Annotated in this window: 22 protein-coding genes and 3 pseudogenes; 15 read left to right on the forward strand and 10 right to left on the reverse strand. The window is 53.0% G+C overall.

The features are described from left to right. Positions 1-108 precede the first annotated feature (108 nt). The 5 genes from paaZ (at position 109) to HMPREF1144_RS13060 (ending at position 8,384) form a co-directional block, all read left to right on the forward strand. A complete protein-coding gene (gene paaZ, locus HMPREF1144_RS13040; RefSeq protein WP_009653069.1) occupies positions 109-2,154 on the forward strand; it encodes a phenylacetic acid degradation bifunctional protein PaaZ in 2,046 nt (681 codons plus the stop codon). A 190-nt stretch (positions 2,155-2,344) separates the two neighbouring features. Then, positions 2,345-4,603: a primary-amine oxidase gene (gene tynA, locus HMPREF1144_RS13045; protein WP_009653027.1), complete on the forward strand. Its 2,259-nt coding sequence runs from the start codon at positions 2,345-2,347 to the stop codon at positions 4,601-4,603. Positions 4,604-4,779: 176 nt separating this feature from the next. Next, positions 4,780-5,136, forward strand: a complete 357-nt coding sequence (locus HMPREF1144_RS13050) for a cupin domain-containing protein (RefSeq protein ID WP_004850486.1) — start codon at positions 4,780-4,782, stop codon at positions 5,134-5,136. Positions 5,137-5,309: 173 nt separating this feature from the next. Beyond that, positions 5,310-6,827 (forward strand): DUF1254 domain-containing protein, encoded by a 1,518-nt coding sequence (locus HMPREF1144_RS13055; RefSeq protein WP_009653036.1) that lies wholly within the window; start codon positions 5,310-5,312, stop codon positions 6,825-6,827. A 144-nt stretch (positions 6,828-6,971) separates the two neighbouring features. Next, positions 6,972-8,384, forward strand: a complete 1,413-nt coding sequence (locus HMPREF1144_RS13060; RefSeq protein ID WP_009653052.1) for a DUF1254 domain-containing protein — start codon at positions 6,972-6,974, stop codon at positions 8,382-8,384. A 75-nt stretch (positions 8,385-8,459) separates the two neighbouring features. Here HMPREF1144_RS13060 and HMPREF1144_RS13065 read toward each other — a convergent pair whose 3' ends face one another. Next, positions 8,460-9,077 carry a CatB-related O-acetyltransferase gene (locus tag HMPREF1144_RS13065; protein ID WP_009652982.1) on the reverse strand — a complete coding sequence of 206 codons (618 nt, stop codon included), beginning with the start codon at positions 9,075-9,077 and terminating at the stop codon, positions 8,460-8,462. A 163-nt stretch (positions 9,078-9,240) separates the two neighbouring features. Between HMPREF1144_RS13065 and HMPREF1144_RS32375 the strand changes: the two are divergent. Further along, a pseudogene (locus HMPREF1144_RS32375) lies at positions 9,241-9,478 on the forward strand (integrase); the annotation flags it as partial. Positions 9,479-9,534: 56 nt separating this feature from the next. On the opposite strand, the gene HMPREF1144_RS13070 reads toward HMPREF1144_RS32375, so the two are convergent. Together HMPREF1144_RS13070 and HMPREF1144_RS13075 are read right to left on the reverse strand one after the other, a co-directional pair. After that, positions 9,535-9,876 carry a DHCW motif cupin fold protein gene (locus tag HMPREF1144_RS13070; RefSeq protein ID WP_004850478.1) on the reverse strand — a complete coding sequence of 114 codons (342 nt, stop codon included), beginning with the start codon at positions 9,874-9,876 and terminating at the stop codon, positions 9,535-9,537. Positions 9,877-10,027: 151 nt separating this feature from the next. After that, positions 10,028-11,017, reverse strand: a complete 990-nt coding sequence (locus HMPREF1144_RS13075) for an NAD-dependent epimerase/dehydratase family protein (protein ID WP_009652974.1) — start codon at positions 11,015-11,017, stop codon at positions 10,028-10,030. A gap of 96 nt (positions 11,018-11,113) precedes the next feature. Here HMPREF1144_RS13075 and HMPREF1144_RS13080 point away from each other — a divergent pair, with 96 nt between their 5' ends. After that, on the forward strand, positions 11,114-12,025 hold the full coding sequence (locus HMPREF1144_RS13080; RefSeq protein ID WP_004850474.1) for a LysR family transcriptional regulator: 912 nt from the start codon (positions 11,114-11,116) through the stop codon (positions 12,023-12,025). Between the two features lie 131 nt (positions 12,026-12,156). Here the strand turns inward: HMPREF1144_RS13080 and HMPREF1144_RS13085 are convergent, their stop codons facing one another. Next, positions 12,157-13,173, reverse strand: a complete 1,017-nt coding sequence (locus HMPREF1144_RS13085) for a GlxA family transcriptional regulator (RefSeq protein ID WP_009653070.1) — start codon at positions 13,171-13,173, stop codon at positions 12,157-12,159. A gap of 122 nt (positions 13,174-13,295) precedes the next feature. Here HMPREF1144_RS13085 and HMPREF1144_RS13090 point away from each other — a divergent pair, with 122 nt between their 5' ends. The 5 genes from HMPREF1144_RS13090 to gap all read left to right on the forward strand — a co-directional run bounded on the left by HMPREF1144_RS13090 (position 13,296) and on the right by gap (position 16,917). After that, positions 13,296-14,075 carry an alpha/beta fold hydrolase gene (locus HMPREF1144_RS13090; protein WP_009653007.1) on the forward strand — a complete coding sequence of 260 codons (780 nt, stop codon included), beginning with the start codon at positions 13,296-13,298 and terminating at the stop codon, positions 14,073-14,075. Positions 14,076-14,100: 25 nt separating this feature from the next. After that, a complete protein-coding gene (locus HMPREF1144_RS13095; RefSeq protein ID WP_052544837.1) occupies positions 14,101-14,325 on the forward strand; it encodes a hypothetical protein in 225 nt (74 codons plus the stop codon). Between the two features lie 3 nt (positions 14,326-14,328). Then, positions 14,329-14,637: a YciI family protein gene (locus HMPREF1144_RS13100; protein ID WP_042927666.1), complete on the forward strand. Its 309-nt coding sequence runs from the start codon at positions 14,329-14,331 to the stop codon at positions 14,635-14,637. Between the two features lie 210 nt (positions 14,638-14,847). Beyond that, positions 14,848-15,828: a GlxA family transcriptional regulator gene (locus HMPREF1144_RS13105; RefSeq protein WP_004850464.1), complete on the forward strand. Its 981-nt coding sequence runs from the start codon at positions 14,848-14,850 to the stop codon at positions 15,826-15,828. Positions 15,829-15,906: 78 nt separating this feature from the next. Next, positions 15,907-16,917, forward strand: coding sequence for a type I glyceraldehyde-3-phosphate dehydrogenase (gene gap / locus HMPREF1144_RS13110; RefSeq protein WP_004850462.1), 1,011 nt, complete (start codon positions 15,907-15,909; stop codon positions 16,915-16,917). 292 nt (positions 16,918-17,209) lie between these two features. Here the strand turns inward: gap and HMPREF1144_RS13115 are convergent, their stop codons facing one another. Further along, complete coding sequence (locus HMPREF1144_RS13115) at positions 17,210-18,181, reverse strand: hypothetical protein (RefSeq protein ID WP_042927668.1); 972 nt, start codon at positions 18,179-18,181, stop codon at positions 17,210-17,212. A gap of 619 nt (positions 18,182-18,800) precedes the next feature. After that, positions 18,801-19,568, reverse strand: coding sequence for an arylamine N-acetyltransferase family protein (locus tag HMPREF1144_RS13120; RefSeq protein WP_009652965.1), 768 nt, complete (start codon positions 19,566-19,568; stop codon positions 18,801-18,803). A gap of 38 nt (positions 19,569-19,606) precedes the next feature. On the opposite strand from HMPREF1144_RS13120, the gene HMPREF1144_RS13125 reads away from it, so the two are divergent. Both HMPREF1144_RS13125 and HMPREF1144_RS13130 read left to right on the forward strand, forming a co-directional pair. Further along, positions 19,607-21,103 (forward strand): PLP-dependent aminotransferase family protein, encoded by a 1,497-nt coding sequence (locus HMPREF1144_RS13125; RefSeq protein WP_042927670.1) that lies wholly within the window; start codon positions 19,607-19,609, stop codon positions 21,101-21,103. A 174-nt stretch (positions 21,104-21,277) separates the two neighbouring features. Then, on the forward strand, positions 21,278-22,174 hold the full coding sequence (locus tag HMPREF1144_RS13130) for a LysR family transcriptional regulator (RefSeq protein ID WP_009652994.1): 897 nt from the start codon (positions 21,278-21,280) through the stop codon (positions 22,172-22,174). Between the two features lie 78 nt (positions 22,175-22,252). Here HMPREF1144_RS13130 and HMPREF1144_RS13135 read toward each other — a convergent pair whose 3' ends face one another. The 4 genes and pseudogenes from HMPREF1144_RS13135 to HMPREF1144_RS32635 form a co-directional block, all read right to left on the reverse strand. Then, the gene (locus HMPREF1144_RS13135; RefSeq protein ID WP_009653039.1) at positions 22,253-22,840 is read right to left on the reverse strand and encodes a LysE family translocator; all 588 of its coding nucleotides are present in this window, start codon (positions 22,838-22,840) and stop codon (positions 22,253-22,255) included. Between the two features lie 151 nt (positions 22,841-22,991). Next, a pseudogene (locus HMPREF1144_RS13140) lies at positions 22,992-23,466 on the reverse strand (sigma factor). A 60-nt stretch (positions 23,467-23,526) separates the two neighbouring features. Continuing rightward, on the reverse strand, positions 23,527-24,075 hold the full coding sequence (locus tag HMPREF1144_RS13145; RefSeq protein ID WP_004850447.1) for a tetratricopeptide repeat protein: 549 nt from the start codon (positions 24,073-24,075) through the stop codon (positions 23,527-23,529). Between the two features lie 111 nt (positions 24,076-24,186). Further along, positions 24,187-24,334 (reverse strand): annotated as a pseudogene (locus tag HMPREF1144_RS32635) (cytochrome b); the annotation flags it as partial. 282 nt (positions 24,335-24,616) lie between these two features. Here HMPREF1144_RS32635 and HMPREF1144_RS13150 point away from each other — a divergent pair. Beyond that, on the forward strand, positions 24,617-25,003 hold the full coding sequence (locus HMPREF1144_RS13150; RefSeq protein WP_049073989.1) for a DUF4440 domain-containing protein: 387 nt from the start codon (positions 24,617-24,619) through the stop codon (positions 25,001-25,003). Positions 25,004-25,009 lie beyond the last annotated feature (6 nt).

The following is a 25,009-nucleotide window of genomic DNA, read 5'->3' on the forward strand; positions in this document are numbered from 1 at the left end:
ATCGATAGCGATCGCATTGTTAACAAATTATTAAATGCAAGCTTGATTTTTATGATTCACTAAAGAACTATTTATAGATATTTCACGTAACACATCTGGAGATAAACCATGCAGCAGTTAGCCAGCTATTTGTCCGGCACGTGGCAGACCGGCCGGGGCCACGCGCGCATCATCTATCACGCCATCAGCGGCGAAGCGCTATGGGAAGTCACCAGCGCGGGTCTGGATATGGCGCAGGCGCGACGCTTCGCGATCGAGCGCGGCGGCAAAGCGCTGGGGGCGATGAGCTTTATTGAGCGCAGCGCGATGCTGAAGGCGCTCGCCAGATATTTGCTGGAGCAGAAAGCAGAGCTGTACGCGATCTCCGCCGAAACCGGCGCCACCCGCGCCGATAGCTGGGTAGATATCGAAGGAGGCATTGGCACCCTTTTCACCTACGCCGGTCTCGGCAGCCGCGAGCTGCCGGACGATACCCTGTGGCCGGAAGATGAGCCGATCCCGCTGTCAAAACAGGGAGGCTTCGCCGCCCGCCACGTGCTCACGTCAAAATCCGGCGTGGCGGTGCATATCAACGCCTTTAACTTCCCCTGCTGGGGGATGCTGGAAAAGCTGGCGCCCACCTGGCTTGCCGGAATGCCGGCCATCATCAAACCGGCTACCGCCACCGCGCAGCTGACGCAGGCGATGGTCAAAATGATTGTTGATAGTGGGCTGGTGCCGGAGGGGGCAATCAGCCTGATCTGCGGCGGCGCGGGCGATCTGCTCGACCATCTCGATAGCCAGGACGTTGTCACCTTTACCGGCTCGGCCCGTACCGGACAGCAGCTGCGGGGGCATCCCAACCTGATCGCGAAGTCCATTCTCTTCACCATGGAAGCGGATTCGCTGAACTGCTGCGTACTCGGTGACGACGTCACGCCGGCGCAGCCGGAGTTCGCGCTATTTATTCGCGAAGTGGTACGAGAGATGACGGCGAAGTCCGGGCAAAAGTGCACCGCCATCCGGCGTATTATCGTGCCGCAGGCGCAGGTGAAAGCGGTGAGCGACGCGCTGATTGCGCGCCTGCAAAAAGTGGTGGTCGGCGACCCGGCGCAGGAAGGCGTGAAGATGGGCGCGCTGGTCAACCACGAACAGCGTCAGGACGTGCAGGATAACGTCAACCGTCTGGTGGCCGCTGGATGTGACGTGCTGCTGGGGGGCCAGGCCGATTTCAGCGCCGCCGGCGCCTTTTTCCCGCCAACGCTGCTGTACTGCCCGCAGCCGGACGAGACCCCGGCGGTACACGCTATTGAAGCGTTTGGTCCCGTCGCCACCCTGATGCCGTATCAGAATGTTGAGCATGCCATGACCCTGGCGCGGGCTGGCGAAGGTAGCCTGGCTGGGACTCTGGTGACCGCCAGCGGCGAACTGGCGCGGGCGTTTATTCTCGGCGCCGCCCGCGCCCACGGGCGTATTCAGATACTGAACGAAGAGTCTTCCGCAGAGTCCACCGGCCACGGCTCCCCGCTGCCGCAGCTGGTACACGGCGGCCCGGGGCGCGCCGGCGGCGGCGAAGAGCTGGGCGGCCTGCGGGCGGTGAAGCACTATATGCAGCGCACCGCAGTTCAGGGCAGCCCGACGATGCTCGCGGCCATTGGCCAGCAGTGGGTGCGCGGCGCGCAGGTGGTGGAAGACCGCATTCACCCGTTCCGTAAATATTTCGAGGAGATCCAGCCGGGCGACAGCCTGCTGACGCCGCGCCGCACCCTGTCCGAGGCGGATATCGTCAACTTCGCCTGCCTGAGCGGCGATCACTTTTACGCTCATATGGATAAGATTGCCGCCGCGGAGTCGATTTTCGGCGAGCGCGTGGTGCACGGCTATTTCCTGATTTCCGCCGCTGCCGGGCTATTTGTTGACGCCGGGGTCGGCCCGGTGATCGCCAACTACGGAATGGAAAATCTGCGCTTTATCGAGCCGGTGAAGCCGGGCGATACCATCCAGGTACGCCTGACCTGCAAACGCAAAACGGTGAAACGCCAGCGCAGTGCGGAGGAGAAAGCGACCGGCGTCGTCGAGTGGGCGGTAGAGATTTTTAACCAGCACCAGCAGGCGGTCGCGCTCTACTCCATCCTGACTCTGGTGGCCCGCCAGCAGGGGGATTTTGCGGAGTAAATATTAGAAATTCGCCCATCTTTATCGCCATCTTCATGCCTCTGCGGAGGCATTTTTTGTAACTGGCAAAACTGACAAACAACCTGGCAAAAGCAGGCAAACGCCTCGGCGCTGACCGCTGTTAGGTTAACGATACACAAGCCGACATTCGCAGCGGCACTGCACAACACAACAATAAGGTGAGGTCTCAATGGCGATTCTTTCTCCCCGCAAAACGGCTCTGGCGTTGGCTGTCGCTCTGTTTTGCGCCTGGCAAAGCCCGGCGTTCGCCCACGGCGGCGAAGCCCATATGGTCCCGATGGACAAAACCCTGCAGGATTTTGGCGCGGACGTTCAGTGGGATGACTACGCGCAGATGTTTACCCTGATTAAAGACGGCGCTTACGTAAAGGTAAAACCGGGGGCGAAAACGGCCATCGTCAATGGTAAAACCCTGGAGCTGCAGGTGCCGGTAGTGATGAAAGACGGCAAAGCGTGGGTTTCTGACACCTTTATTAACGACGTGTTTCAGTCCGGTCTTGACCAAACCTTCCAGGTGGAAAAACGCCCGCATCCGCTGAACTCGCTGTCAGCGGCGGAAATCAGCGCAGCGGTCGCTATCGTTAAAGCCGCAGCGGATTTCAAACCCAATACCCGATTCACCGAGATCTCCCTGCGCGAGCCGGATAAAAAAGCGGTGTGGGATTTTGCCCTCAACGGTACGCCAGTCAACGCCCCGCGCGCTGCCGACGTGATCATGCTCGACGGCAAGCACGTTATTGAGGCGGTGGTGGATTTACAGAATAAAAAGGTCCTTTCATGGACGCCGATTAAAGACGCCCACGGCATGGTGCTGCTGGATGATTTCGCCAGCGTGCAGAACATCATCAACGCCAGCAGCGAATTTGCCGAAGTGTTGAAAAAACACGGCGTCGACGACCCGAGCAAGGTGATTACCACCCCGCTGACCGTCGGCTACTTCGACGGTAAAGATGGCCTCAAGCAGGACGCGCGGCTGCTGAAAGTGGTCAGCTATCTCGACGTCGGCGACGGCAACTACTGGGCGCACCCGATTGAAAACCTGGTGGCGGTGGTCGACCTCGAGCAGAAGAAGATCATCAAAATCGAAGAGGGTCCGACGATCCCGGTGCCGATGGCGGCCCGCCCCTATGACGGCCGAGACCGCGTTGCGCCTACGGTGAAACCGCTGGAGATCATTGAGCCAGAGGGTAAAAACTACACCATCACCGGCGATATGATTCACTGGCGGAACTGGGATTTCCACCTGCGGATGAACTCCCGCGTCGGGCCGATTTTGTCTACCGTGACCTGGAACGATAACGGTAAAAAGCGCCAGGTGATGTATGAAGGTTCGCTGGGCGGGATGATCGTCCCCTACGGCGACCCGGACGTGGGCTGGTATTTTAAAGCCTATCTGGATTCCGGCGACTACGGCATGGGCACCCTGACCTCGCCTATCGTGCGCGGCAAGGACGCGCCGTCCAACGCGGTCCTGCTGGATGAAACCATCGCCGACTATACCGGCACGCCAACCACCATCCCACACGCGATCGCCATCTTCGAACGCTACGCCGGGCCGGAATATAAGCATCAGGAGATGGGCAAGCCGAACGTCAGTACCGAGCGCCGCGAGCTGGTGGTGCGCTGGATCAGCACCGTCGGCAACTACGACTATATTTTTGACTGGGTATTCCACGAAAACGGCACCATCGGTATTGATGCCGGGGCGACCGGCATCGAAGCGGTGAAAGGCGTGAAGGCGAAGACCATGCACGATCCGAGCGCCAAAGAGGACACACGTTACGGCACGCTGATCGATCATAATATTGTCGGCACCACCCACCAGCATATTTACAACTTCCGCCTCGATCTTGACGTTGACGGCGAGAACAACACGCTGGTGGCCATGGACCCGGATGTGAAGCCGAATACCGCCGGCGGCCCGCGTACCAGCACCATGCAGATCAATCAGTACACGATTGATAGTGAGCAGAAAGCGGCGCAGAAATTTGACCCGGGCACCATTCGTCTGCTGAGCAATACCACCAAAGAAAACCGGATGGGTAACCCGGTGTCGTATCAGATTATCCCCTACGCGGGCGGCACGCATCCGGTCGCCACCGGGGCGAAATTCGCGCCTGATGAGTGGATTTACCATCGTCTGAGCTTTATGGATAAGCAGCTGTGGGTCACCCGCTATCATCCCACCGAGCGCTTCCCGGAAGGCAAGTACCCTAACCGTTCGATTCACGACACCGGCCTCGGCGAGTACGCGAAAGATGACGAGTCGCTGGACAACCATGATGACGTGGTTTGGATCACCACCGGCACCACCCACGTGGCCCGCGCCGAGGAGTGGCCGATTATGCCGACCGAGTGGGCGCACGCGTTGTTAAAACCGTGGAACTTCTTTGACGAGACGCCGACGCTGGGCGAGAAGAAACAATAAGCACGTCACGGCCTCAGCGATGGGGCCGTTTTTATTTATCCGCAGGCAATGCATATGCAGCGGGCAGCAGGATTGGTATAGCCTGTTTTTCAACTTCTTTTGCCATATATGTTAGATGTCGGCCATTAACTTATATGGCATAAAAGCAGGCAACGAATATCAATGAGAATGGCTTTATGTCGCTTTACGATCTCAGAACCGAAGCGCAGGCATTGCCGGCGTCCTGGCGCTCCCGGATCTTAGGCCGCGTTGGGGCAACGAATCTCAAAGTCCTGCGCATGGATGCCCACTCAGTCGCTGAGGAGGTGCATGTTTATGACGAGGGATTACTGGTTATTGACGGACGTCTGGAACTGAGCGTGCAGGAGAAAAAAATCTCCGTCACGCCCGGCCAGCTTTATATAGCCAAAGCGGGAATTCCTCATACGGTAGAAACAGGCAGCTTTGGCATCCTGGTGATTATAGATTTACCAGACAGCGGTTTCAGCGGTGCATCCCCTACTGATATAGCGTTGTGTCAGGAGCGGACGTAATGGAATTGGCATCGCGTTACATAGTTCTGGGATAAAGAGCCAAATCCAATAATAAATAACTCTATGATTGAACGGAAGTTGCCCAGCTGAGATATTATCCTGCTCATTATGCACAGCTGTTCTATAGTTCATGAAGACCTCCGCTAAAACAATCAATTGAGTGGGATTTCGCTATGCCAATAACACGCAGGGACTTTTATAAACTGGCGCTGGGCTCCGTCGTTGGCCTTGCGGTACTAAAGGACAACCCAACAGCGGTTGCTCAGAGTATTTCCCTGAAGAAGCCCCTTCCCTATGGCGCAGGGCAAAAAGGGGAAACTGCAGGTGGTTTACCACCGGAAGGTTCGCGCAGTTCAGTGGATGATTTTGACTATCAGATAAAGTATCAGCGCGCTTTTGAGGCCGTGCTCTGGAATATGCCCGCTGCAGCCATTTACAGTTTTCGGCGGGCAGCGTTCGATAATTTAGGTCTGAAAGATAACGATATTATTGCCTATTCAGAGCCAGCCACCCCACATCTGGAAGCTATTACAGCAAACAGTACTACTCCGTACATCACAGCATTTACCGATCTGCAAAAAGGTCCGGTTGTTCTGGAAGTTCCTGAAGCGGGTAGTGACGGCAGTTTGTATGGTCAGATTGTCGATGCCTGGCAATTAACCATTGCGGATGTTGGTCCGGCAGGGTTAGATAAAGGTAACGGGGGAAAATATTTACTCACTCCGCCAGGGTATAAGGGCACTATCCCCGAGAATTATCTGCATGTCCCTTCTCCAAATTTCCGCATCGCTTTCGCGTTTCGCTCTGTCCCAGTAAAGGGAAAGTCTATCCAGGATGCTTATCACTACTCTAAACGTCTGCGCATGTATTTCCTGTCCGAAGCGGGTCATCCTCCGACCCAGCGATTTGTAGATCCGGGAAGTAACCGTTACCCGACTTTGCCTTACTATGACGAACGCCATTTCAGGGATTTACACGCAGTGGCAAGCGTTGAACCGGTGCGGGAGCAAGACAAAGTGATGATGGGTATGCTGGCTACCCTGGGTATTGAACGTGGAAAGCCTTTTGCGCCCGACGAAAAAACCACGAAAGCGATGCGTCAGGCGGCGATCGACGCCTGGTTCTATATGCAATACTGGTTTGATAATTTCCCAAAAGAAAAACTATTCTGGCCAGACCGCCATTACGCCTCGTTGCTGCTAGCAGATGACAACAACACATTCAGTTTCGTTTACTCTGATCGCATTGATCTTATTAACCGGGCAGCTGAGTATTTTTGGTGTACCTATATGCCAAAAGCTCTCAGCAATTCCCCGGCAACACAGTACATGATGTGCCTTGCTGACAACAAAGGTCATCTTCTTGAGGCCGGGGAGCTCTATAAAATTATTGTTCCGGCCAAAATGCCCGTGAAACAGTTCTGGGCGTTGACGGTTTACAACCGCGACACCATGTCATTTATTTACAGTGACACTAACCGTACCACTCTGTCGTCCTATGACCTCGACAAGATGAGTAAAAACCACGATGGTAGCGTGACTATCTATGTCGGTCCAGCAGCCCCGAAAGGCATGGAAAATAACTGGATTCCGACCAGTGGAAAGCGTCCACTACCCGCCATGCGTTTTTATGGCCCAACAGATGAACTGAATAGTAAAACGTTCAAGCTTCCTGATTTCGAAAAAGTCTGAAGTAACACATTAGCCCGGTAAGGCAAAGCAGGCCCGCAGGCAGGGTTTGCAGGCCTTAATCTGCACTTTAATGACTGAGTGTCGGTCTTCTGACGAACGACCAATGATGTTGACATATTCACACCCAAACAACGGGATCATTCCATGATAAAACTGAATCTCATTGCTCAGGCGATGTTACTGACCGGCGCTCTGAGTGCTTCCACCATCGCGGTTGCCAATCCAGGTGGCTATCAGGATCCTATTCTGACAATGCAGGGCACGCCGGATGTCATCAAAAAAGGACTGGATGTGGATGGTTACAGCTCAGCGGTCTCCGCGTGGAACTGGGGATACCCCATCGTTCGCATGGAGCAGGTTGCCCGCGAGTACACCAATGTGCCTTCACCGAAGCCGGCAACCAGCTATCGCGCCCCACTGAACCAGATTGGTTGGGCGACCGAGCTCGCCACACCAGCCGCAAAAGATATGCCGACAGCGAATAACGATACGCTGTACATGAGTTCGGTTATTCAGCTTAATGAACCTTATGTTCTGACCGTGCCGGACTTACATGACCGCTACTATGTTGTTGATGTGTTCAACATGTGGCAGGAGCTTGAGCATTATATCGGACGCCGTGCTACCGGCACGAAAGCAGGCAAGTTTGTGTTCGTTCCGCCGGGCTGGAAAGGCAAGCTGCCTGCAGATGCCACGGCATTGTATGTGTCTACCAATAAAATCTGGCTGTGGGGTCGCATGCGTGTGAGCGAGGGCGAGAACATGACCCCAATTCATGAACTTCAGAAAGCGTTCAAACTACAGTCACTGAGCGGTAAGGTTTACCATGACACGCTGCCGCCGATGCCAGCACTGAAAAATGACGGACTGGATTTCTTACGCCAACTGAGCTTTGCGATGCAGAGCAACCCCGTCAAGCCGCAGGATAAAGGACTGTTCGGTCAGTTCAGTCGAATGGGACTGACGGATAAAGAGTTTGACGAGCGGAATATCTCTCCGGCCGTTCTGGAAGGTGTGAAACGTGGACTTCAGGATGCACCAAATGTTGCAGTTTCCACCCTCGTCAGCACCTCACAGGTGCGAGATGGCTGGAGTTATGTCAGAGGGTTAGATGATTTTGGCTATAACTATCCGCTGCGTTCTCTGGTTGCCGGCCCCTACCTCGGCGGTCAGGGGGAAAAAGAAGCTGTTTACCCGATTCGTTACAATGACAAGGATAACAACCCGCTTTCCGGCCAGAATACCTACACTATCAATCTTGTTACCCAGCCTCCTGTTAACGCCTTTTGGTCGATAACAATGTACGATGCGGATACCAAAATGCTTGTGGAAAATCCGGTCAATCGCTACAAGGTCGGGTCTGATACAAAGGGGCTGGCGAAAGAGAAGGATGGCAGCCTGAAGATTGTTATTTCCCATGAAAAACCAACCGGTAAAGATGTCAACTGGCTGCCTGCACCAGAGCATAATTTCTACCTGTTGTTCCGTATGTACCAGCCGAAAGACGCGGTGATGGATGGTTCATGGAAACTGCCAGAAGTTGTGAAAGATAACTGACCGTAACGTTGACAGTGCACTGTCAGCGTTACAGCGGAATATAACGGGGCATTCAGAATGAGAGGCATCGGATTTTTATCGTAAATTATTTTCTAGTGTAGTGATTTCACCCGACGACAATAATGGCTGAATGGCGACCAGTTTTTCTTCCGGAAGGTCGTATAACTTCAGTGCCAATATTCGGGTAATCTCGTCTTCAGGAAAACGGTATTTAATCAATCTAGCCGGGTTGCCGCCGACAACCGCATAGGGTGGTACATTTTTCGTTACCACAGCGCCGGCGGCAACCACAGCACCTTCACCAATAGTCACACCAGGCATAATCATCGCCCGCATTCCCAGCCAGCAGCCATCGCCCAGTATGGTGTCACCACGGCTGACGTAGGCTTCTTTTATTGATTCCATGAACGGGTAAAGGCTGATCCAGTCCATACGATGCGTACTGTTTCCCCCCATAAGGATCACGCTCTCGGCGCCAATACAAACAAAATTGCCAATATATAATTTATCGAGTCTACCAAGTGGCTCCCAGTCGCGACTGAACTCGTCCCCAAGCAAATATCTCACGACGGAACGCTCGAATCCTTGATCCCAATAGTCACTGTAATAGCTGTGAGTGCCTTTTATATGAATATTAGGGTTAGTGACGGTTTGATGCAGATATTCCATTCTTGACCAGTGTTTTTCAGTCATTCCGAGGGCCTTTATTCTCATGGGTAAGTGGTTAGCCATACGATAATAATTTAATTGTTTACGTTGTTTCAACGGTGGTGAGAGCGATATTCGTACTTCCGCTTCAGGCCATGAGACATCCGACAACCCTACTCAAATCTCCCACATTGCCGGAGATTTGAATATGAACACGTCACCGTGGAAAATAGACCGTATTATCGGCCAAAAAAGACCACTTCAAATATCTCATCTCTGGGGGATCCTAATCTGGCTTGAACTGAAAGTGATTTAGCTCTGTTCACTATGGCCCTGGACCGCAAGCTACGAGGCTGTGAGCTGGTCAGACTCAAAGTATCTGTTGCAACACCGGTAGCCCTGCGCAATTTAAGATAACCAAAGGGACAAGAGAAGTTGTCAGGGCTGCAACTGCGGCCCTGTACCAGAATCGGACGCCGCAATCGCAACAACAACGAATCCGTCAGTCCACAATAAAGAGTTTTGCTCCAGTCTCCGTTCTGGACTGATGTGGTTCTGCGTTATCACCCACCTGATAACTCATTCCCGCAGTTAAAGTGAATTTACGGCCATCTGCGAGCAGTGTTTCGAGCTCTCCCTCCATGCATAAAAGGACATGACCTTTACTGCACCAATGATCCGCAAGGTAACCTGGAGTATATTCAACCATTCGCACACGGATTTGGTTCGGCTTGTCGCCAAAAAATTGGGTGCGCCAGTAGGCCATGCCTGTTTCCCCTGGATGTTCTGTTTTTTCGACTTCACCCCAACTGGTGGTGCTAAAAGCAAATGCCTCGATATTCATTTTATGGCCCTTCGTTATTAAAAAAGAGCTCTTGAGCTCAGGTTAGAATGAATTAAAATAAGAAATAATAATTTATACATCAATACTTTATTTTTCATATTTAGTCCAGTGAGCTTGTCCGTTTCGTGCCAGATGCAACCCTGGAGCGTCTCTATACTGTTATACGAGGTATCTCGGTATGATCAATGCAGCCCAGGCCCTGTAATGTCGCATGGACAGCTTCATCAAGAGGAGTGTGAGGCTCGGCACCTAAAAAATTCACCAGTTTCGTATTGTCCAGGCGGACCGACTGGCGCCACAGGTACCGCATCTCCAAAAGCTCGCGTAAGGTTGCGTTGAAAGGTGCTGCCAGGTACATCAACCACCACGGAAATGATTGTATTTTGGCAACGCCGCCGTAGCGTGCCGCAGTGCGTTGAATCGCACTGACCATTTCGCTGCCGTCGGCATCCCAATGGCCTTGCATATGGAAGCGCGCAAAGGGCTCAAGTTCTTCGCGTCGTTCCAGCAGCGCAGCTATCGTTTCCGCTACATCTGGTAAATAAGCCCACTGGTGACCCGTTTCATGCGAACCGGGATTGCTAATGACGGCAGGCAGCTTGCCGGGTTTAATCAAACCTTGAGAAAACCAGTTATTACCGGCGCGTGGACCAAAAAAATCCCCTGTACGGAGGATTAATACCCGCCCGCCCCGCTGCGAATAGGCCTCAAGTTCTTTCTCCATTTGTACCCTGATCGCTCCCTTCTTTGTGACCGGCATCTGCGGAGCATCTTCCCGTACTAGCGGAAAAGCGTCAGGTCCATAGTTGTAAACGGTACCGGGAAGCACGATCAAGGCGCCGGTTCGTTCTGCTGCACCGATCGTGTTGCGCAGCATAGGCAGCACCAGATGCTTCCAGTTTCTGTAGCCGGGCGGATTGACGGCGTGGACGATCGCGCTACAGTCTGCTGCCGCAGCGGCGACCTGCTCCGGGTCGAGAGCGTCGCCCCCTACCCACTGGATGTCACCACGTCGTTCACTGCCATGAAGTCCTCGTTTTAGTGCACGTACGTCCCATTTTTTCTGAATGAGCCGGCGCGCCGTTTCACCACCGATTCCGCCGGTTGCGCCAAGTATCAGGACCTTATCTCGGGTTTCCATATTGTCTGCCTCTTTGCTGATTTGACCTTGACAGCGTACGTACAGGCAGAGCTAAATGGAATTGCATATCTTTATAGGGCAGCTATACAAATTTGTATGAATACATCTATCCCATGGGAGTGGTACCGAACATTTCTGGCGGTGCTCAGGGAAGGCTCGCTTTCCGGCGCATCACGCAGGCTTTCGATTACGCAGCCTACGGCGGGACGGCATATCGCTGCGCTCGAGTCCGCTCTGGGCCAGGTGTTGTTCACGCGGTCGCAGACGGGCCTGCTGGCGACTGAAACGGCGCTGGCGCTGAGGGTGCATGCCGAAGCGATGGAGAGCACCGCGAATACGCTAGCGCGCACCGCCTCCAACTTTAGTCATAACAGCGCGTCCATTCATGGCGTCGTCCGCGTCTCCGCGAGTGACGTTATCGGCGTTGAAGTTCTGCCGCCGCTTATTGCCAGGCTCAGGGAGTCTCACCCACAAATAACGATTGAATTAGTTCTGTCGAATCGGGTTCAGGATTTACTGCACAGGGAAGCCGATATTGCTGTACGCATGACGACGCCAGTACAGGAACAGCTTATTGCGCGTCGAGTTGGCCGCATTGAACTCGGTCTCCACGCATCGACGTCCTATCTTGCACAACATGGCACGCCTGAAAATAGCGAAGATCTGCTGAAACATGCGCTGATTGGCTTTGATCAGGATACGCCTTTCATCCGTAAGGCCCTGGAAAAATTCCCTCAGCTAAGCCGGAATGCATTTTCCATGCGCACCGACAGCGACGTGGCTCAGCTGAATCTTATTCGCGCCGGTGCCGGCATTGGCATATGCCAGGTGCGGTTGGCCAATGGCTATGTTCCACTGCAGAGATTACTGCCAAATTTCTTTTCTTTCTATCTTGATACCTGGATCGTCATGCACGAAGACCTGCGCAATAGTCTGTGCTGCAAATTGGTTTTCGATGTTCTGGCAAAGGGATTAGAGGAATATATCGGCCAGAGACAGGAACAGTGAATCGCCATGGAGAAAAGGGTCCCTTTAAGGTGCCTGTATACCACGCCCCGTCAGCACAGTGCCAGGAGCAGACTTTGCAAACATCAGCGTTTTAGAAATCACCTGGAGGCAGAACATACAAAGCGCAGCGCTCATTCACTGCTTGAGTTTGCGGTACCCTTAGGTGTTAGCCGCTCCCGAAAACGTCCTGGAGACATCCCCATGATAGCGCTGAAGGCACGCCTGAAAGCCGTGTCATCGCCGTAACCACACGCATTTGCGATCTGAGAGATGGTTTTACCCGGACTTTCAAGCAGAACTGATGCCGTTTCGATACGAACCCGCGTGATGAATTCCTTCGGACTTTCCTGGATGAGCGCTTTCATTTTACGGTTGAGCGTTCGGGTTGTCATGTTCAGAGCTTCAGCGAGCTCCTCAACCGTCATTGCAGGATTCTGATAACGAACCAAATTTTCAGCTTTAGCCAACAGTGGATGCCTTGAGTTGAGAAATCCTGCGGGCGCATAAATTTGCTGTGACAGAGGCTGGCTGTCAGCAACGGCCATGTCAGCTGTCAGCTTTGCCAGCTCATCACCGGCATGACTGCGAACAACGTGTATAACCAGATCGATCCATGAAAGTGGGCCACCCGTGGTTAACACATTGTCCTGCTCGGCCAGAGTTTTTCCCCAAACGGGTTTCGCCAGCGGAAAGCGCTCAGCGAAAGTCGGGTATAACCACCACGTCGTGGTGCAAATCCATCCATCGAGTAAACCCGCCTCTCCCAACACAAAGCTGCCAGCACAGGCTGCCGCAATACAGCTTCCCTCTGAATATTTCAATCTCAGCCACCTGGCCGCGCATGATACCGCTGCTCGGTCGACCGGATACCTCTGCTCGTCCAACTGCATACCGCTCGCAATAATCAGCCCAAAAGCGCCCGGTTCATTAAATGAACCGTCGCTTTCAATAATTCGTCCATGGACATCCCTGACCGGCTGACCATCCGCGGTAATGATCCTGACGTCGAAAAATGGCGTTTCCCGGGAAATGTCCTTATTTAATGATGGGTTAGACAGGATAACCTGATTCGCCAGCCAGAACATATCAGCCATCCCCGCAAGCGCCGAACGCATGCTGCCCGGAAGGGCAAGTAAAGCAATACGCATGTTTACCTCTTTTGCCGCAAAATGTCTGATTTCACATGTTATCTGTCATTAATGACACTTTATACCATTCCGCCAGGCTGATTAAACTATCTGAAATGAGATAACCTCGGGAATATACAGAGATGCAGATGAAAAAATTAGTACCGCGCATACTGAAGAAAAGTGCTTTTATTTTGTTCCTTCTGTTTTCGCACAACTCCCTGCTTATGGCTGAGGAGACGGGGGTAAAAAATATCGTTCTTGTGCACGGTGCCTTTGCTGACGGCTCCAGCTGGTCAGCGGTCATCTCCTTGCTCCAGGCTCAGGGCTATCACGTTACCGCAGTTCAAAATCCCCTGATCTCCCTGCAGGATGATGTTGCTGCAACCAAGCGTGTGCTGGAACGCCAGAATGGTGACGTTCTGCTCGTTGGCCATTCGTGGGCAGGCGCAGTTATCACTCAGGCCGGCAATGCAGTAAACGTAAAGGGGCTGGTTTATTTGTCGGCTCTGGTCCCGGATAGCAATCAATCCGTTTCGGACGCGCTGACGCGATTTCACGCGCCAATGGAAGGTTTGGAAGCAGATAAAAACGGACTCATCTGGCTTGATAAACCTGAAATTTTTCATGAAGTTATGGCTAACGACATCGGTGAAAAACAGAGCCAACTGCTTGCTGCTATGCAGCAGCCTATGGCCGCTGCGGCCTTCACAGAAAAAGTTAAAGCTGCTGCATGGCGAGAAAAGCCCTCCTGGTACCTCCTCACTGAAAATGACAACGCGCTGGCCCCATCAGTACAGGCCGATTTTGCGCGTGAGGCTGGCGCACGCATCTTAAGGATTCAATCAGGGCATTTGTCCATGATCTCTCATCCCGAAGCCGTTGCCGCATTTATTGTAAAGGCGGCACGCAGTATTCACTGATCCGTACGCTACAGGAAACCACATAGTGAATTCTGGGCGGGGAGGTTTCTATGCCGGCACGGCCCTGGAAGATATGGATTTTCAGGAGCGATTTCTGCGCAACTTTCTGGCTTTTCTGAGCATCACATGCGTGGAATTTGTCCGCTCTGAGGGCCCAGCGAAAGATGAAGAGATTAAGCTGCGGGAAATTTCACGGGCAATATCTTCAATTGTTCAGATCATTAATATTGTTTCTACCACTAAGGAATAAACCATGCTGTTCGCCGTTACGTTGACATATCTAACACAGCACGATGTGATATCCGCTCACCTTGATGCACATAAGCGCTGGCTGGCAAGGGGCCTTAGTGAGAGGAGGATCATTTTTGCCGGCCCTCTCAGTAATGGTACTGGCGGTTACATACTTTTTCATGGGGACAAAGTCAGCGACATTCATAACTTTCTCAAAGATGACCCCTTTATCATTTACAACATTGCAAATGCAGAAGTCGTGAGCGTTGAGCCAGCATTATGTGCGCAGGATTTTCCTGCGAGATGGGCAGATGAGGCCCGTTTTATGTGACCCTGTTTTGAATCGAAGCGCCCCCAACGGGTTTTATCTCTGAGTGAACTTAAACGATGTCCGTTAATTTCGGGAGCGCTTTTTTTTGCATCCATCCCGTCGACGTCAAACCATCAGCGAACGAGAGAACAGCGTCGCTGCGGGGGTAAAAATTTCCCCTTCCCCGTCTGTTCTGTTGACTTATTCTGTAAAAAGATTACTTTTCAGGACATGAAGAAGATACTTATTATTGTCCCGGATGGCGGCATGCTGTTTGAATCCGCCGGTATTGCCGACATTCTGATGCAGGCCAACCGCCTGCACCCGGAAGGCGCCGGGAAACTCTGCTACCAGGTCCAGCTAGCGACCACCCAGCCGCATCAGGTGATCCATGGTCAGTCCGGTTTAAATCTGCTGGCCGATCATCGCCTGCATGAGATAGACCCTCGCGAACCGCTCGATACCATCATGATTACCGGCAGAGGTCAAAACCCGCAGGAAGGGATCGCGGTGGTTGACTGGCTGCGCCTTGCGGCTCCCCATGCCCGCCGTATTGCCTCCATTTGCGGCGGAGCCCTGCTGCTGGCGCAAACCGGGCTGCTGGACGGCAGACGAGCCACTACCCACTGGAAGCTACTGGATACCCTGCAGGCGGAATTTCCTCAGGTACGCGTCGAAGGCGGTCCGCTCTACATTCAGGACGAACACATCTGGACCTCTGGCGGGGTCAGTTCCGGCTTCGACCTCACCCTGGCGCTGGTTGAAGAGGACTACGGCTTTAGCCTGGCGCGCGATATTGCCCAGGATTTCGTCATGTACCTGCGTCGTCCCGGCGGCCAGCTGCAGTTTAGCCGCTACAACCTTCAGCAGACCAGCACCCTGGGCCCCATTAACGATCTGCTGGCGTGGTTGCTCGCAAACCTCACCGCCGATCTCAGCGTGGATAAACTGGCGGAAAGGGTCGCCATGAGTCCAAGGAATTTCACCCGCGTATTTACCCGGGAAACCGGTGCTTCGCCGGCACGCTACGTCGCCGAAGCCCGTCTGGCCGCCGCGCGGCAGCGTCTGGAGCAAACTAACGAGACGCTGGATCGTATCGCCGAACAAACGGGATTTGGCAGCAGCATTAACCTGCGACGGCTGTTTGAAAAACAGCTTCACCTCACACCCGGGGAGTATCGCCAGCGATTTCACTGCCGCAAAATGGCGTAAAGTGATCCTTTTTTGTCATTTACGCCAACGCCTGCCCGGCCTACTCTGACGCCAGAGACAATGGATAAGGAGTTAATCATGGTAAAGGTCGGTATTAACGGTTTTGGCCGTATCGGACGCAACGTACTGCGCGCTGCACTGGGTCATCAGGATATTCAGATTGTGGCGATCAACGATTTGACGGACAGCAAAACGCTGGCGCATCTGCTGAAATATGACTCGCTGCTCGGTAAGCTCGACGCGGACGTTACCGCCGGTGAAGGGCAGCTTGTGGTTGACGGTAAACCCATAACCGTATTCAGCGAACGCGACCCGGCCAATATCCCGTGGCATCAGCGTGAAGTCGATATCGTCATTGAAGCCACCGGATTCTTCACCGATCGCGACAAGGCGGCGGTGCATATCCACAGCGGTGGCGCAAAGCGCGTGATTATCTCCGCCCCCGGCAAAAACGATGATTTAACCATCGTGATGGGCGTTAACGATGGCCTCTACTCCCCGGATAAACACTACGTGGTCAGCAACGGTAGTTGCACCACCAACGGTCTGGCGCCTGCCGCGCAGGTTCTGCACCAGCATTTCGGCATTCAGCACGGTTTGATGAACACCACCCACGCCTACACCAACAGCCAGGCCCTGCACGATCAGCCGGAAAAAGATCTGCGCGGCGCTCGCGCCGCCGCGCTGTCGATAGTGCCTTACTCCAGCGGCGCAGCGAAGGCGCTGGGCAAAGTTATTCCTGAGCTGGATGGCCGCTTAACGGGATACTCGCTGCGCGTCCCGGTACCGGTGGTGTCTATTGTCGACCTGACCGTGACGCTGGCGCGAGAGGTGACGGCCGAAGAGGTGAACAATGCCTTTCGTGAAGCCGCTGCGGCGGGGCCGCTAAAAGGGATCCTCGGCTATAGCGATGAACCGCTCGTCTCCAGCGACTACCAGGGTGACCCGCGCTCGTCGATTATCGACGGTCTGTCAACGCTGGTGATTGGCGGCAATATGGTTAAAATTCTGGCGTGGTACGACAATGAATGGGGCTTCTCTAACCGCCTCGTTGACCTGGCGCTAATGATGGCAAGGCGTGAGCATTAATTCACTGCGGGTGTTAGTGATAGTTGACATCACTCTGTCCCGGAGAGCTTTCCCTGGTGACGCGCAGCAGGCTCCTCTGAGCACCTGATAAAAAGCATAAATGCCCTCGAAGGGCATTTATGCTTTAGCGGTAATGTGCGAGGGTCAGTATTTTCTTAACCACTATTCCTGCGAGGCCGGAAAATAGTCAGTGCACAAATAGCGCGATTAAAATAATGATAGGAATTGGCACACCCAGAAAAAAAAGCAATATTGAACGCATAGGTTCCTCCCGTATAATGAGTATTAGACGTTATAAATCACGCTGACGGCCGCCATAGGTGGCACAGAGACTGGCAACAAAAGCGCCAATTAACAGAGAAATAAATGACCACAGAGTGACGTAGCTGGTGGTTTTTCTGGCGGCGTCTGCGGCCTGCTGCGCTTTATCTTTTGCCTCTTTCAAATTAGCCTGGGCTTTATCATAAACCGCCTGTACCCGCTGCTCGGCCTCTTGCTGACTGATGCCGGTATTCTGAGAAACCAGCTGCGCCACATAGGTCAGATCATCCTGGGGCAGTGCGCCAGAATAAATACTGTTAGCAAAAATGCCCGTCACTTCGGCTAATTGAGCGGGTGACTCCGCCTTTGGCGGCACTGGCTGATTCATGGCCATAGCATCATTGCCTGATGCGTTGCTGTTGCCTGCCGGAGTGGAGCCGCTCGCCCTGAACAGCGAGCGGGTAAAATATTCCATCGATGACTTCGATAACATCGATGATCCCTCCCCCGCGTTATTCACGGCGGTTGCCGTCGCGCCCCCGGCAACGGAACCAACGATTTTTGCGCTGCCGCCGATGAGTGAACTGATGGTAGTGGTTAAAAGAACGGCTGATACCAGCAGCGCCACCGCCCATGTCAGAAAGCCATGCGCCGTATCGCGGAAATAGATTTCATTGGTATGCGTATCGACCCATTTAGTCCGAAGCCGTCCGGCCAGATATCCCCCCATTCCTGACGCCACAATTTGGGTAAACGTCAGCCAGGCGATGGCGGCAATACCGACGGTACCCGCAGCAAGACCTTGATTTTCCCAGGGAGAGATTGAGGTGAGGCCTAATCCGGCGCCAAGCATGAGCAGCATAAGCGCCAGCGAGGCGGCAGCGGCGGCGCCTGCAAATATCGCCCCCCATGAAACCGCGCTCGCGCTGTTTGCAGCAGCCGCAGGCAAGTGCCTGGCCGCTTCCTGACTGCTTATATTGGTAGAGTCGTAGATATTCGTCATTTACGTTGTCCTTTGAAATAACTCAATTAGCCCGGTGTCGTTTTACACAAACGTCCAGAGCAGGAATTTACCTGCCAGACCCAGGACAATATCGAGCGGGATAATTATCGTCAGCAGCCATCACTCGCTGCTTAAATTTTTGGCATTCGACACAAAGCCAATTATCTAAATTAATATGAACGAGCAGCGTATGAATTTAATCAACAATTTGATTTTAGTAGATGATTTTATTTTAACCATTTTTTATCGCCAAAAATATTGCCAAATAGCTGTAACTACTTGTTATCAATGAATTTCCAGGCGCAGGGATTGTGTGGCGAAAATATATACTGCGGATAGCGGTTAGCCAGCCAAGATAGAATTATCTTATTTTTGTAGTGGTAATTAACTGAATAGCCTTGTTTATTAAAAGTGGCGTTAGTTTTTTATTTGCATTATCTGCTATTTCATATACCCGCCGGCAACGTAAATAATCGCCCGCTGCTGATGTCGCAGCAGATGAACAGATTGAGCGGGCACGGGGAAGCGGTCACTCCCGCCTCATAGCGATCGCGATGGCTCCCCCGGCATCACTGCTTCGTGCCCGTTCCGCCCCGGACTCATTGGCCCTTTTGATTAATTAGCGGGCAGACAACGCAAAGCGCTGCTCAAGTACATGCACAATCTCTTCGTCTTCCAGCCGCTGCTTTTCTACCCGATCCGCGGTAATGCTCTTGAGCGTATTGCCCAGCAGAATAAAGCGCCCCTCGGGCTGATGCTGTATAACCAGCAGCTTTTGTACAAAGACCGCGTCGGGGTGCGTGGAGTTAAGGAAATTGGCCGGAGCAAAATCAATCCATTCCTGAGGTGACAGGTCAAAACCGTATTGATTGGCCCAGCTTCCCTCAACTTTTGCCTGCAGCAGATAGTCGCCGTGCGCATCGCGGCTAAGCCGGAACGTATCGAAATCCTGAATAATGTCCGTATCAAGTTCATCCAGGGCCAGCGGCGCGCGAATACCGTAGCTCCCAAAGCCGAGGTCGCAAAGCCACTGACGGCCCTCGACTTCTGCGACGACCGCCATATGGGTTTTAGGCCGGCGCGCGGGATAGAACATGGGCCGCGCCGCGATAAACCGCCAGGCAATGCCCAGCGCTTCCAGCGCCATGGTAAACAGCCCGTTGAGTTCATAGCAGTAGCCGCCCCGTCTCAGCCGTAAGAGCTTGTTGGCAATATCATCGGGCTCCATCGACACGATTTTACCTGCCTGTACGTCCAGATTTTCGAAGGGGATGGCAAAGAGCTGGTGACGCATGAGCGCGTGTAGCGTTGCGGTATCCGCTGCCGCAGGCCCGCTATAGCCTATGCGGCGGAAGTAAAGTGAAAGGTCAAAACTGTCGCTGTGCATGTGATTTCCCCGACTGGTTGGTGTAGAACACACTATAGATGGCGCCCCGCTTCGCCTGTATAGTCAGATTTATCAAAAAGCAGACTATACAGATGACGATGTCCGAAATATCCCCGCCGACGCCCCACTACCGCCGTATAGCCGATATGCTGCGGCTGACGCTTGCTTCAGGCGCTTTACGGGCAGGAGATCGCATTATCTCCGCGCGTAAACTGGCCGAACGCGAGCAGGTCAGCCTCCCCACGGCCCTGGAAGCGCTGCGTTATCTTGAGGCGGAGGGTCTGATTATCGCGCGACCCCGTTCAGGCTATTTTGTCCGCCAGCCAGTCGCCTCCGGAAACGAACAGCGCGCTGCCCCTTTGCCCGGGCCGGTGCCGGTGACTATGTCCGCCATTGCCCGGTCGCTGTTCGGTAGCGCCGAAGCGCGTCTGGTACCGCTTGGTGCCGCGCTACCCGATCCCGCCTGGCTTCCCGTGGATGCACTACAGCGGGCGCTGCACACCGCCGGTCGTCGGCTTGATGCGCGCGGGCAGAGCTACAGCCTGCCCCCGGGAAGAGCGGACCTGCGCAGAAAGATTGCCGCACGCGCTGCGCAGTGGGGCGCTCTTTTTGGCGCGGATGACCTTATCATTACGGCAGGCGCTACCCAGGCGCTACGTCTGGCGCTCCGCGCGGTATGCCAGCCGGGCGATGCTGTCGCGATAGAGCAGCCCGCCTACTTCGGCACGCTTCTGCTGCTGGAAGATCTGGGTCTGAAGGCGTTACAGATCCCCACAGACCCGATTGAAGGCTTATTGTTGGCGCCCCTTGAAGAGGCTATCCAGCACCACCGCCCTGCGGCCGTGCTTGCCTCACCCACGGTGCAAAATCCGCTGGGTGCCAGCATGCCCGTGGCGCGCAAACAGGCGCTGGTGGCGCTGCTCGCCGGTAAGGGCATCCCGCTCATTGAGGACGATGTGTATGGCGATCTGGCCGGTGGCGCCCAGCGTCCGCCCGCGTGTAAAGCCTTCGACAGAGACGGAAATGTGATTTATTGCAGTTCGCTGTCGAAAACCCTGGCGCCGGGCTGGCGAGTTGGCTGGATTGCTGCCGGACGTTATCACTCCGCGGTATTGCAGGCCCGCATGGCCGGAGAATGGGCTGGCGCGCCGCTGATTGAAGCCGCGGCAAACGAGATCCTCGCCAGCGGCGATTACGACAGGCACCTGCGGCACCTGAAGCTGCGGATTGCGGAAGGTATGCGCGCCGTCATCACCCGAGTTGAAGCCTGCTTCCCACCGGGCACGCGCGTCGCGGCTCCGGAAGCCGGCTTTTTGATTTGGGTACAACTCCCCTCCAGGATAGATGCGCTGGAGGTACATCGTCGCGCACTCGCCCTGGGCATTGGCGTCAGTCCGGGGCCGCTGTTTTCCCCGGGCGCGGCGGAACTGCAAAACTACCTGCGCCTGAACGGTGCGAATGAACCCACCCCCGCGCTTTTGCATGCCGTGGAACAGCTCGGTATCGTATGCCACGAATTGGCCAGAGGACATTGACAGCGGCTATTGCCCGGGGCCGGCCAATGATTCATTCATCAGGCTGTAGACCTGCGGCGCTCGGGGCTTCCTGGCAAAAAGATGTCCTTTGGAGATAAAACCAGGATATGGTAACTTTATGATTGATTGAACAATTCTCAGTCTTAGCGCTAATTTGCCGCCACAGGAATGTAAATGATCGATGACATCCGTTACCTGATTGTTTTTGCGAAAATTGTAGAGGCAGGATCAATTTCAGGTGGTGCAGATGCTTTAGGACTGACTACCGCGACGGCAAGCACGCATCTCTCTAAGCTTGAGCGAAATCTTGGCAGCGCGTTGCTCTACAGAAATACCCGCAAGCTCTCCCTGACTCACGATGGCGCAAGTTTGCTCGAGACAGCAAATGCTATGCTCGAGCTCTATGAAAAGGGATTTATTGAATTTAAACAGCGTACCATTTCAACAACCAATAAACTGCATATCTCTCTCCCTGCCGTTTTTCAAAATAGTGTATTTACGCACCATCTTGCCGCTTTTATAAAAGAATATCCGGATGTTTTTCTGAATATTTCCTATAGCGATACGCGTAAAGATATCATTGCAGAAAGTATTGATGTGGCATTTCGCATTGGCGATCTGCCGGACAGCTCACTCAAAGCACGGCATCTTTTTGTGTTGCCGCGAAAAGTGGTGGCATCAAAGCAATTGTTACGCAATTACAAACCTGTCAACCACCCTGATGATTTAGCAAAAATGCCCTGGATTGGTCTGACTATGCGACAGAACAGCCGAGAGTTCAGACATACTAATGGAGAAGTGGCGATCATAAAGTACACCCCAACGGTTTACGTTGATAATGTCGAAGCGGCCTATGCGCTGGCAAAACAACAGGTAGGGTTAGTTGCTCCTCCAGTCTATCTCAGTAAAGAGGATATTCAGCGCGAAGAGATGCAGGAGGTACTCCCCGACTGGTCATTAGAACCACTGAAAGTTTATGCCATTTGGCCCTCCAATATCTCGACCAGCAGTATCGCCTATACCTTAATCAATAAAATTTACCACGCTTTTGAGCATCATATTTTAGATTAATTTACCAACAGGCGAACGACTTTACGCCTGGTGTTTATTGTCAGGCAGTTAAGCCGGCATCATTAAGCGAGAAGCCGATCATTGGAAAGAGAGCATATAGCACGCGGTCACGATCAGTAATACCCCCATCAGCACGTTAAAAACACGGATCCGCTGAGCATTATTTAGTAAAATTGACACGTTATTGCCAAGCACTGCCCATGCGGCTAAAGAGATGTAACATACTAAAAAGTAGATAATGATAAAGACCATCAGCATAGTTTGGGTTGCTGGTTCAGAAAATAGCGCCACCCCGGATGCACAGGCGATCCAGGCTTTAGGGTTGAGCCACTGGAGTAAAAAACCCTGAACGAAACCTGGGGTATCGTTTTTTTTCAGAGATAACTCAGGTGCGGATGCCGCTATCTTATAACCCACATATATAATAAATGCTGAACCGGCGATATTGAGATAGTTAAAGAAAAGTGGATACTTATCGATTACGGCGTAGAAGCCAAAACCGACGAGTATAAGTAATAAAGTAAATCCTGTGGTAGCACCTGAAATAAAGGGGAGCGTTTTTCTAAATCCATGGTTCGCCCCCGATGATATAATAACCATATTCACCGGACCTGGCGAAATTGACATCGTCAGAGCGAACATAAACATTGCCAAAATTAAACTCATTTTCTCTCCATACACTTATGAATGCATAATAAAACAGCGTCGTTTTTTTGTTGCTCGACGGTATTCTGTTATTGTTATAGGTTATAGAAAAAAACGGCTATGATTAAGTGGGTTTTCTTTAAGGGTGTATTAGATTTTTTACGTGATAATTTCAATATTGCTTCTCCTCTACAGGGGACGGCGCGTGAACAACCAGGGCGATTTTCGCCCTCTCTGTAGCCAGCCAGCTCATGATGGTGCCAATCGGGACGGACAACGTGTCGGTCGCCTCCAGCCAGGTAAATCCTTCAACATAGACTAAAAATACCGACTCACGCAGCGCTTCCGGCAAAGCGCTTACGTGCTGCATAATTTTCGTATTGCGCAGACGAGCCTCATCCTGTTGATCTGCGTCCGGCGCCAGTAAATCATCGCTTTCGACGCCCCCCGTCCCTGACGCACCCAGCGGGCGCGCACTTCTGAAATCCAGATGGAATGCAGAATTGTGAATAACCAGCGGTCTATACGTGTGCCAGGGTGAACCGCGCGCTTTTTTCAAGCGCGCGGACACAGGCAGAATGAACCAGTTCTTCGACAACCTCTCGGTTATGCGACAGAACCAGCCCATAGCGCCACAGGCGTGTCAGATGTGCAGCAAGATGCTGACGGACGCCGCTGGTCGTGATTTTTTATCCTCATACTCTTATTCAGGACTCAGGATGACCGTCGATCGCTGCCTGAAGATCCCGGTACTCCTCGCAGCTATGGCCGCACAGCGTGGCGATAGTTTTCAATTGTTCTTTTGCCAGGTCAGGACGGCCTTTCGCCAGCCATGCTTCACCCAGGTATTCACGTACTTTGGCATAGGTCGGATCGAGCGCGATTGAACGCTGATAGTAGCCAATGCCCTCATCGGTACGGCCCAGCTTACGCGTGGCATAGCCCCGGTAATTCCAGGCTTCCGCGGTATCGCCATTTTTCAGGGTGTTGAGCAGATCCAGGGCCGCCTGGTACTCCCCTTTTTTGGCCAGATGATAGGCATAACGCGTTTTGTCTTCATCGCTGAGCTGGCTAGTTTTTTCAGGTACGCACTGTTTTTTCGTGCTGTCATACACCTGACCGCTGGGGCAGTCCGGCGTTTTGCTATTGGTACTATTGTCACCTGCGGCCAAAACCGGCGTGGTCAGCAGAGCAAATACCACGGGCAGCAGCAGACGTTGATTAATGACGGAATGTAAAAACGACAACGTGTTCATAGTGAACTCCGGGTTAACGAAAAGAACGGTAGGACAGCATACGACGCGGTATGCTGTCCCGTAGCAGATAGTGAGGGAAAAGCGCGCAGCAAATATCACCGGCCCGCCGTTTTTTTTTCAGGGGCGTTCCCCGCTCCAGCGGCTCCCGGATATGTGCGCTTGCAAACAGGAAAATGACATTGGCTGCGCTGACCCAATGCCGTGCCAGGGTAAAACTATCGTGGCACTGTTGTGTTAGCGGTTGCGTTGTTGCAGTCATAAATGATGACTCCACCAGTACGTTGATGATGAGTTAACGCCACAACCTTTTAATCTATTCGATAAAAAATACGTTTTTTCGTTTTTTATCGCCGGGCTCAGGTACGATCCTTCTTCGCGCCCTCGTATGAGTATATATCCCCGTTTATTCCTTCACATTTCTGGCGACGCAGCGAAGAGGAGTATCTGGTCGCCAAATATCAGTGATAGCCGGGAGCGGGTGTTGCTTTCCAGCGATTATTGCCCTAAGAGTAAAAGACCGAAGGTTATGAGGATAAACATTATGCTCCTGGAGACACTTAAAGGACTCGAATGTTCTCTTCATGGCGACAAGCGCAAAGAGCGGGAATGGCTTGAGCAGATACTTCATGAGGAATTTAGAGAAATAACGCGATCGGGTGTGCTAGTTGATCGTGCAGAAACAATAGAGGCACTTTCGACTGAAGAAAATGTTCCGCCCCTTCTCAGTCGCGATTTCAGACTTATCAGCGTTAGAGATAATTTCGCAATATTACATTACAGGACTTTTCATCAAGATGGCAGCTGTGCATCTCTTCGTTCCTCATGCTGGGAAATGTCAGAGAATGGCCTATGGAAAATGGTATTCCATCAGGGTACTCCGGCGTCAAATGGCAAGAAGCGGACACTATCGCTGGATAATGTCCAATAACCGGCT

The sequence above is a fragment of the Klebsiella sp. OBRC7 genome, assembly GCF_000293135.1.
GTDB lineage: Bacteria > Pseudomonadota > Gammaproteobacteria > Enterobacterales > Enterobacteriaceae > Klebsiella > Klebsiella michiganensis.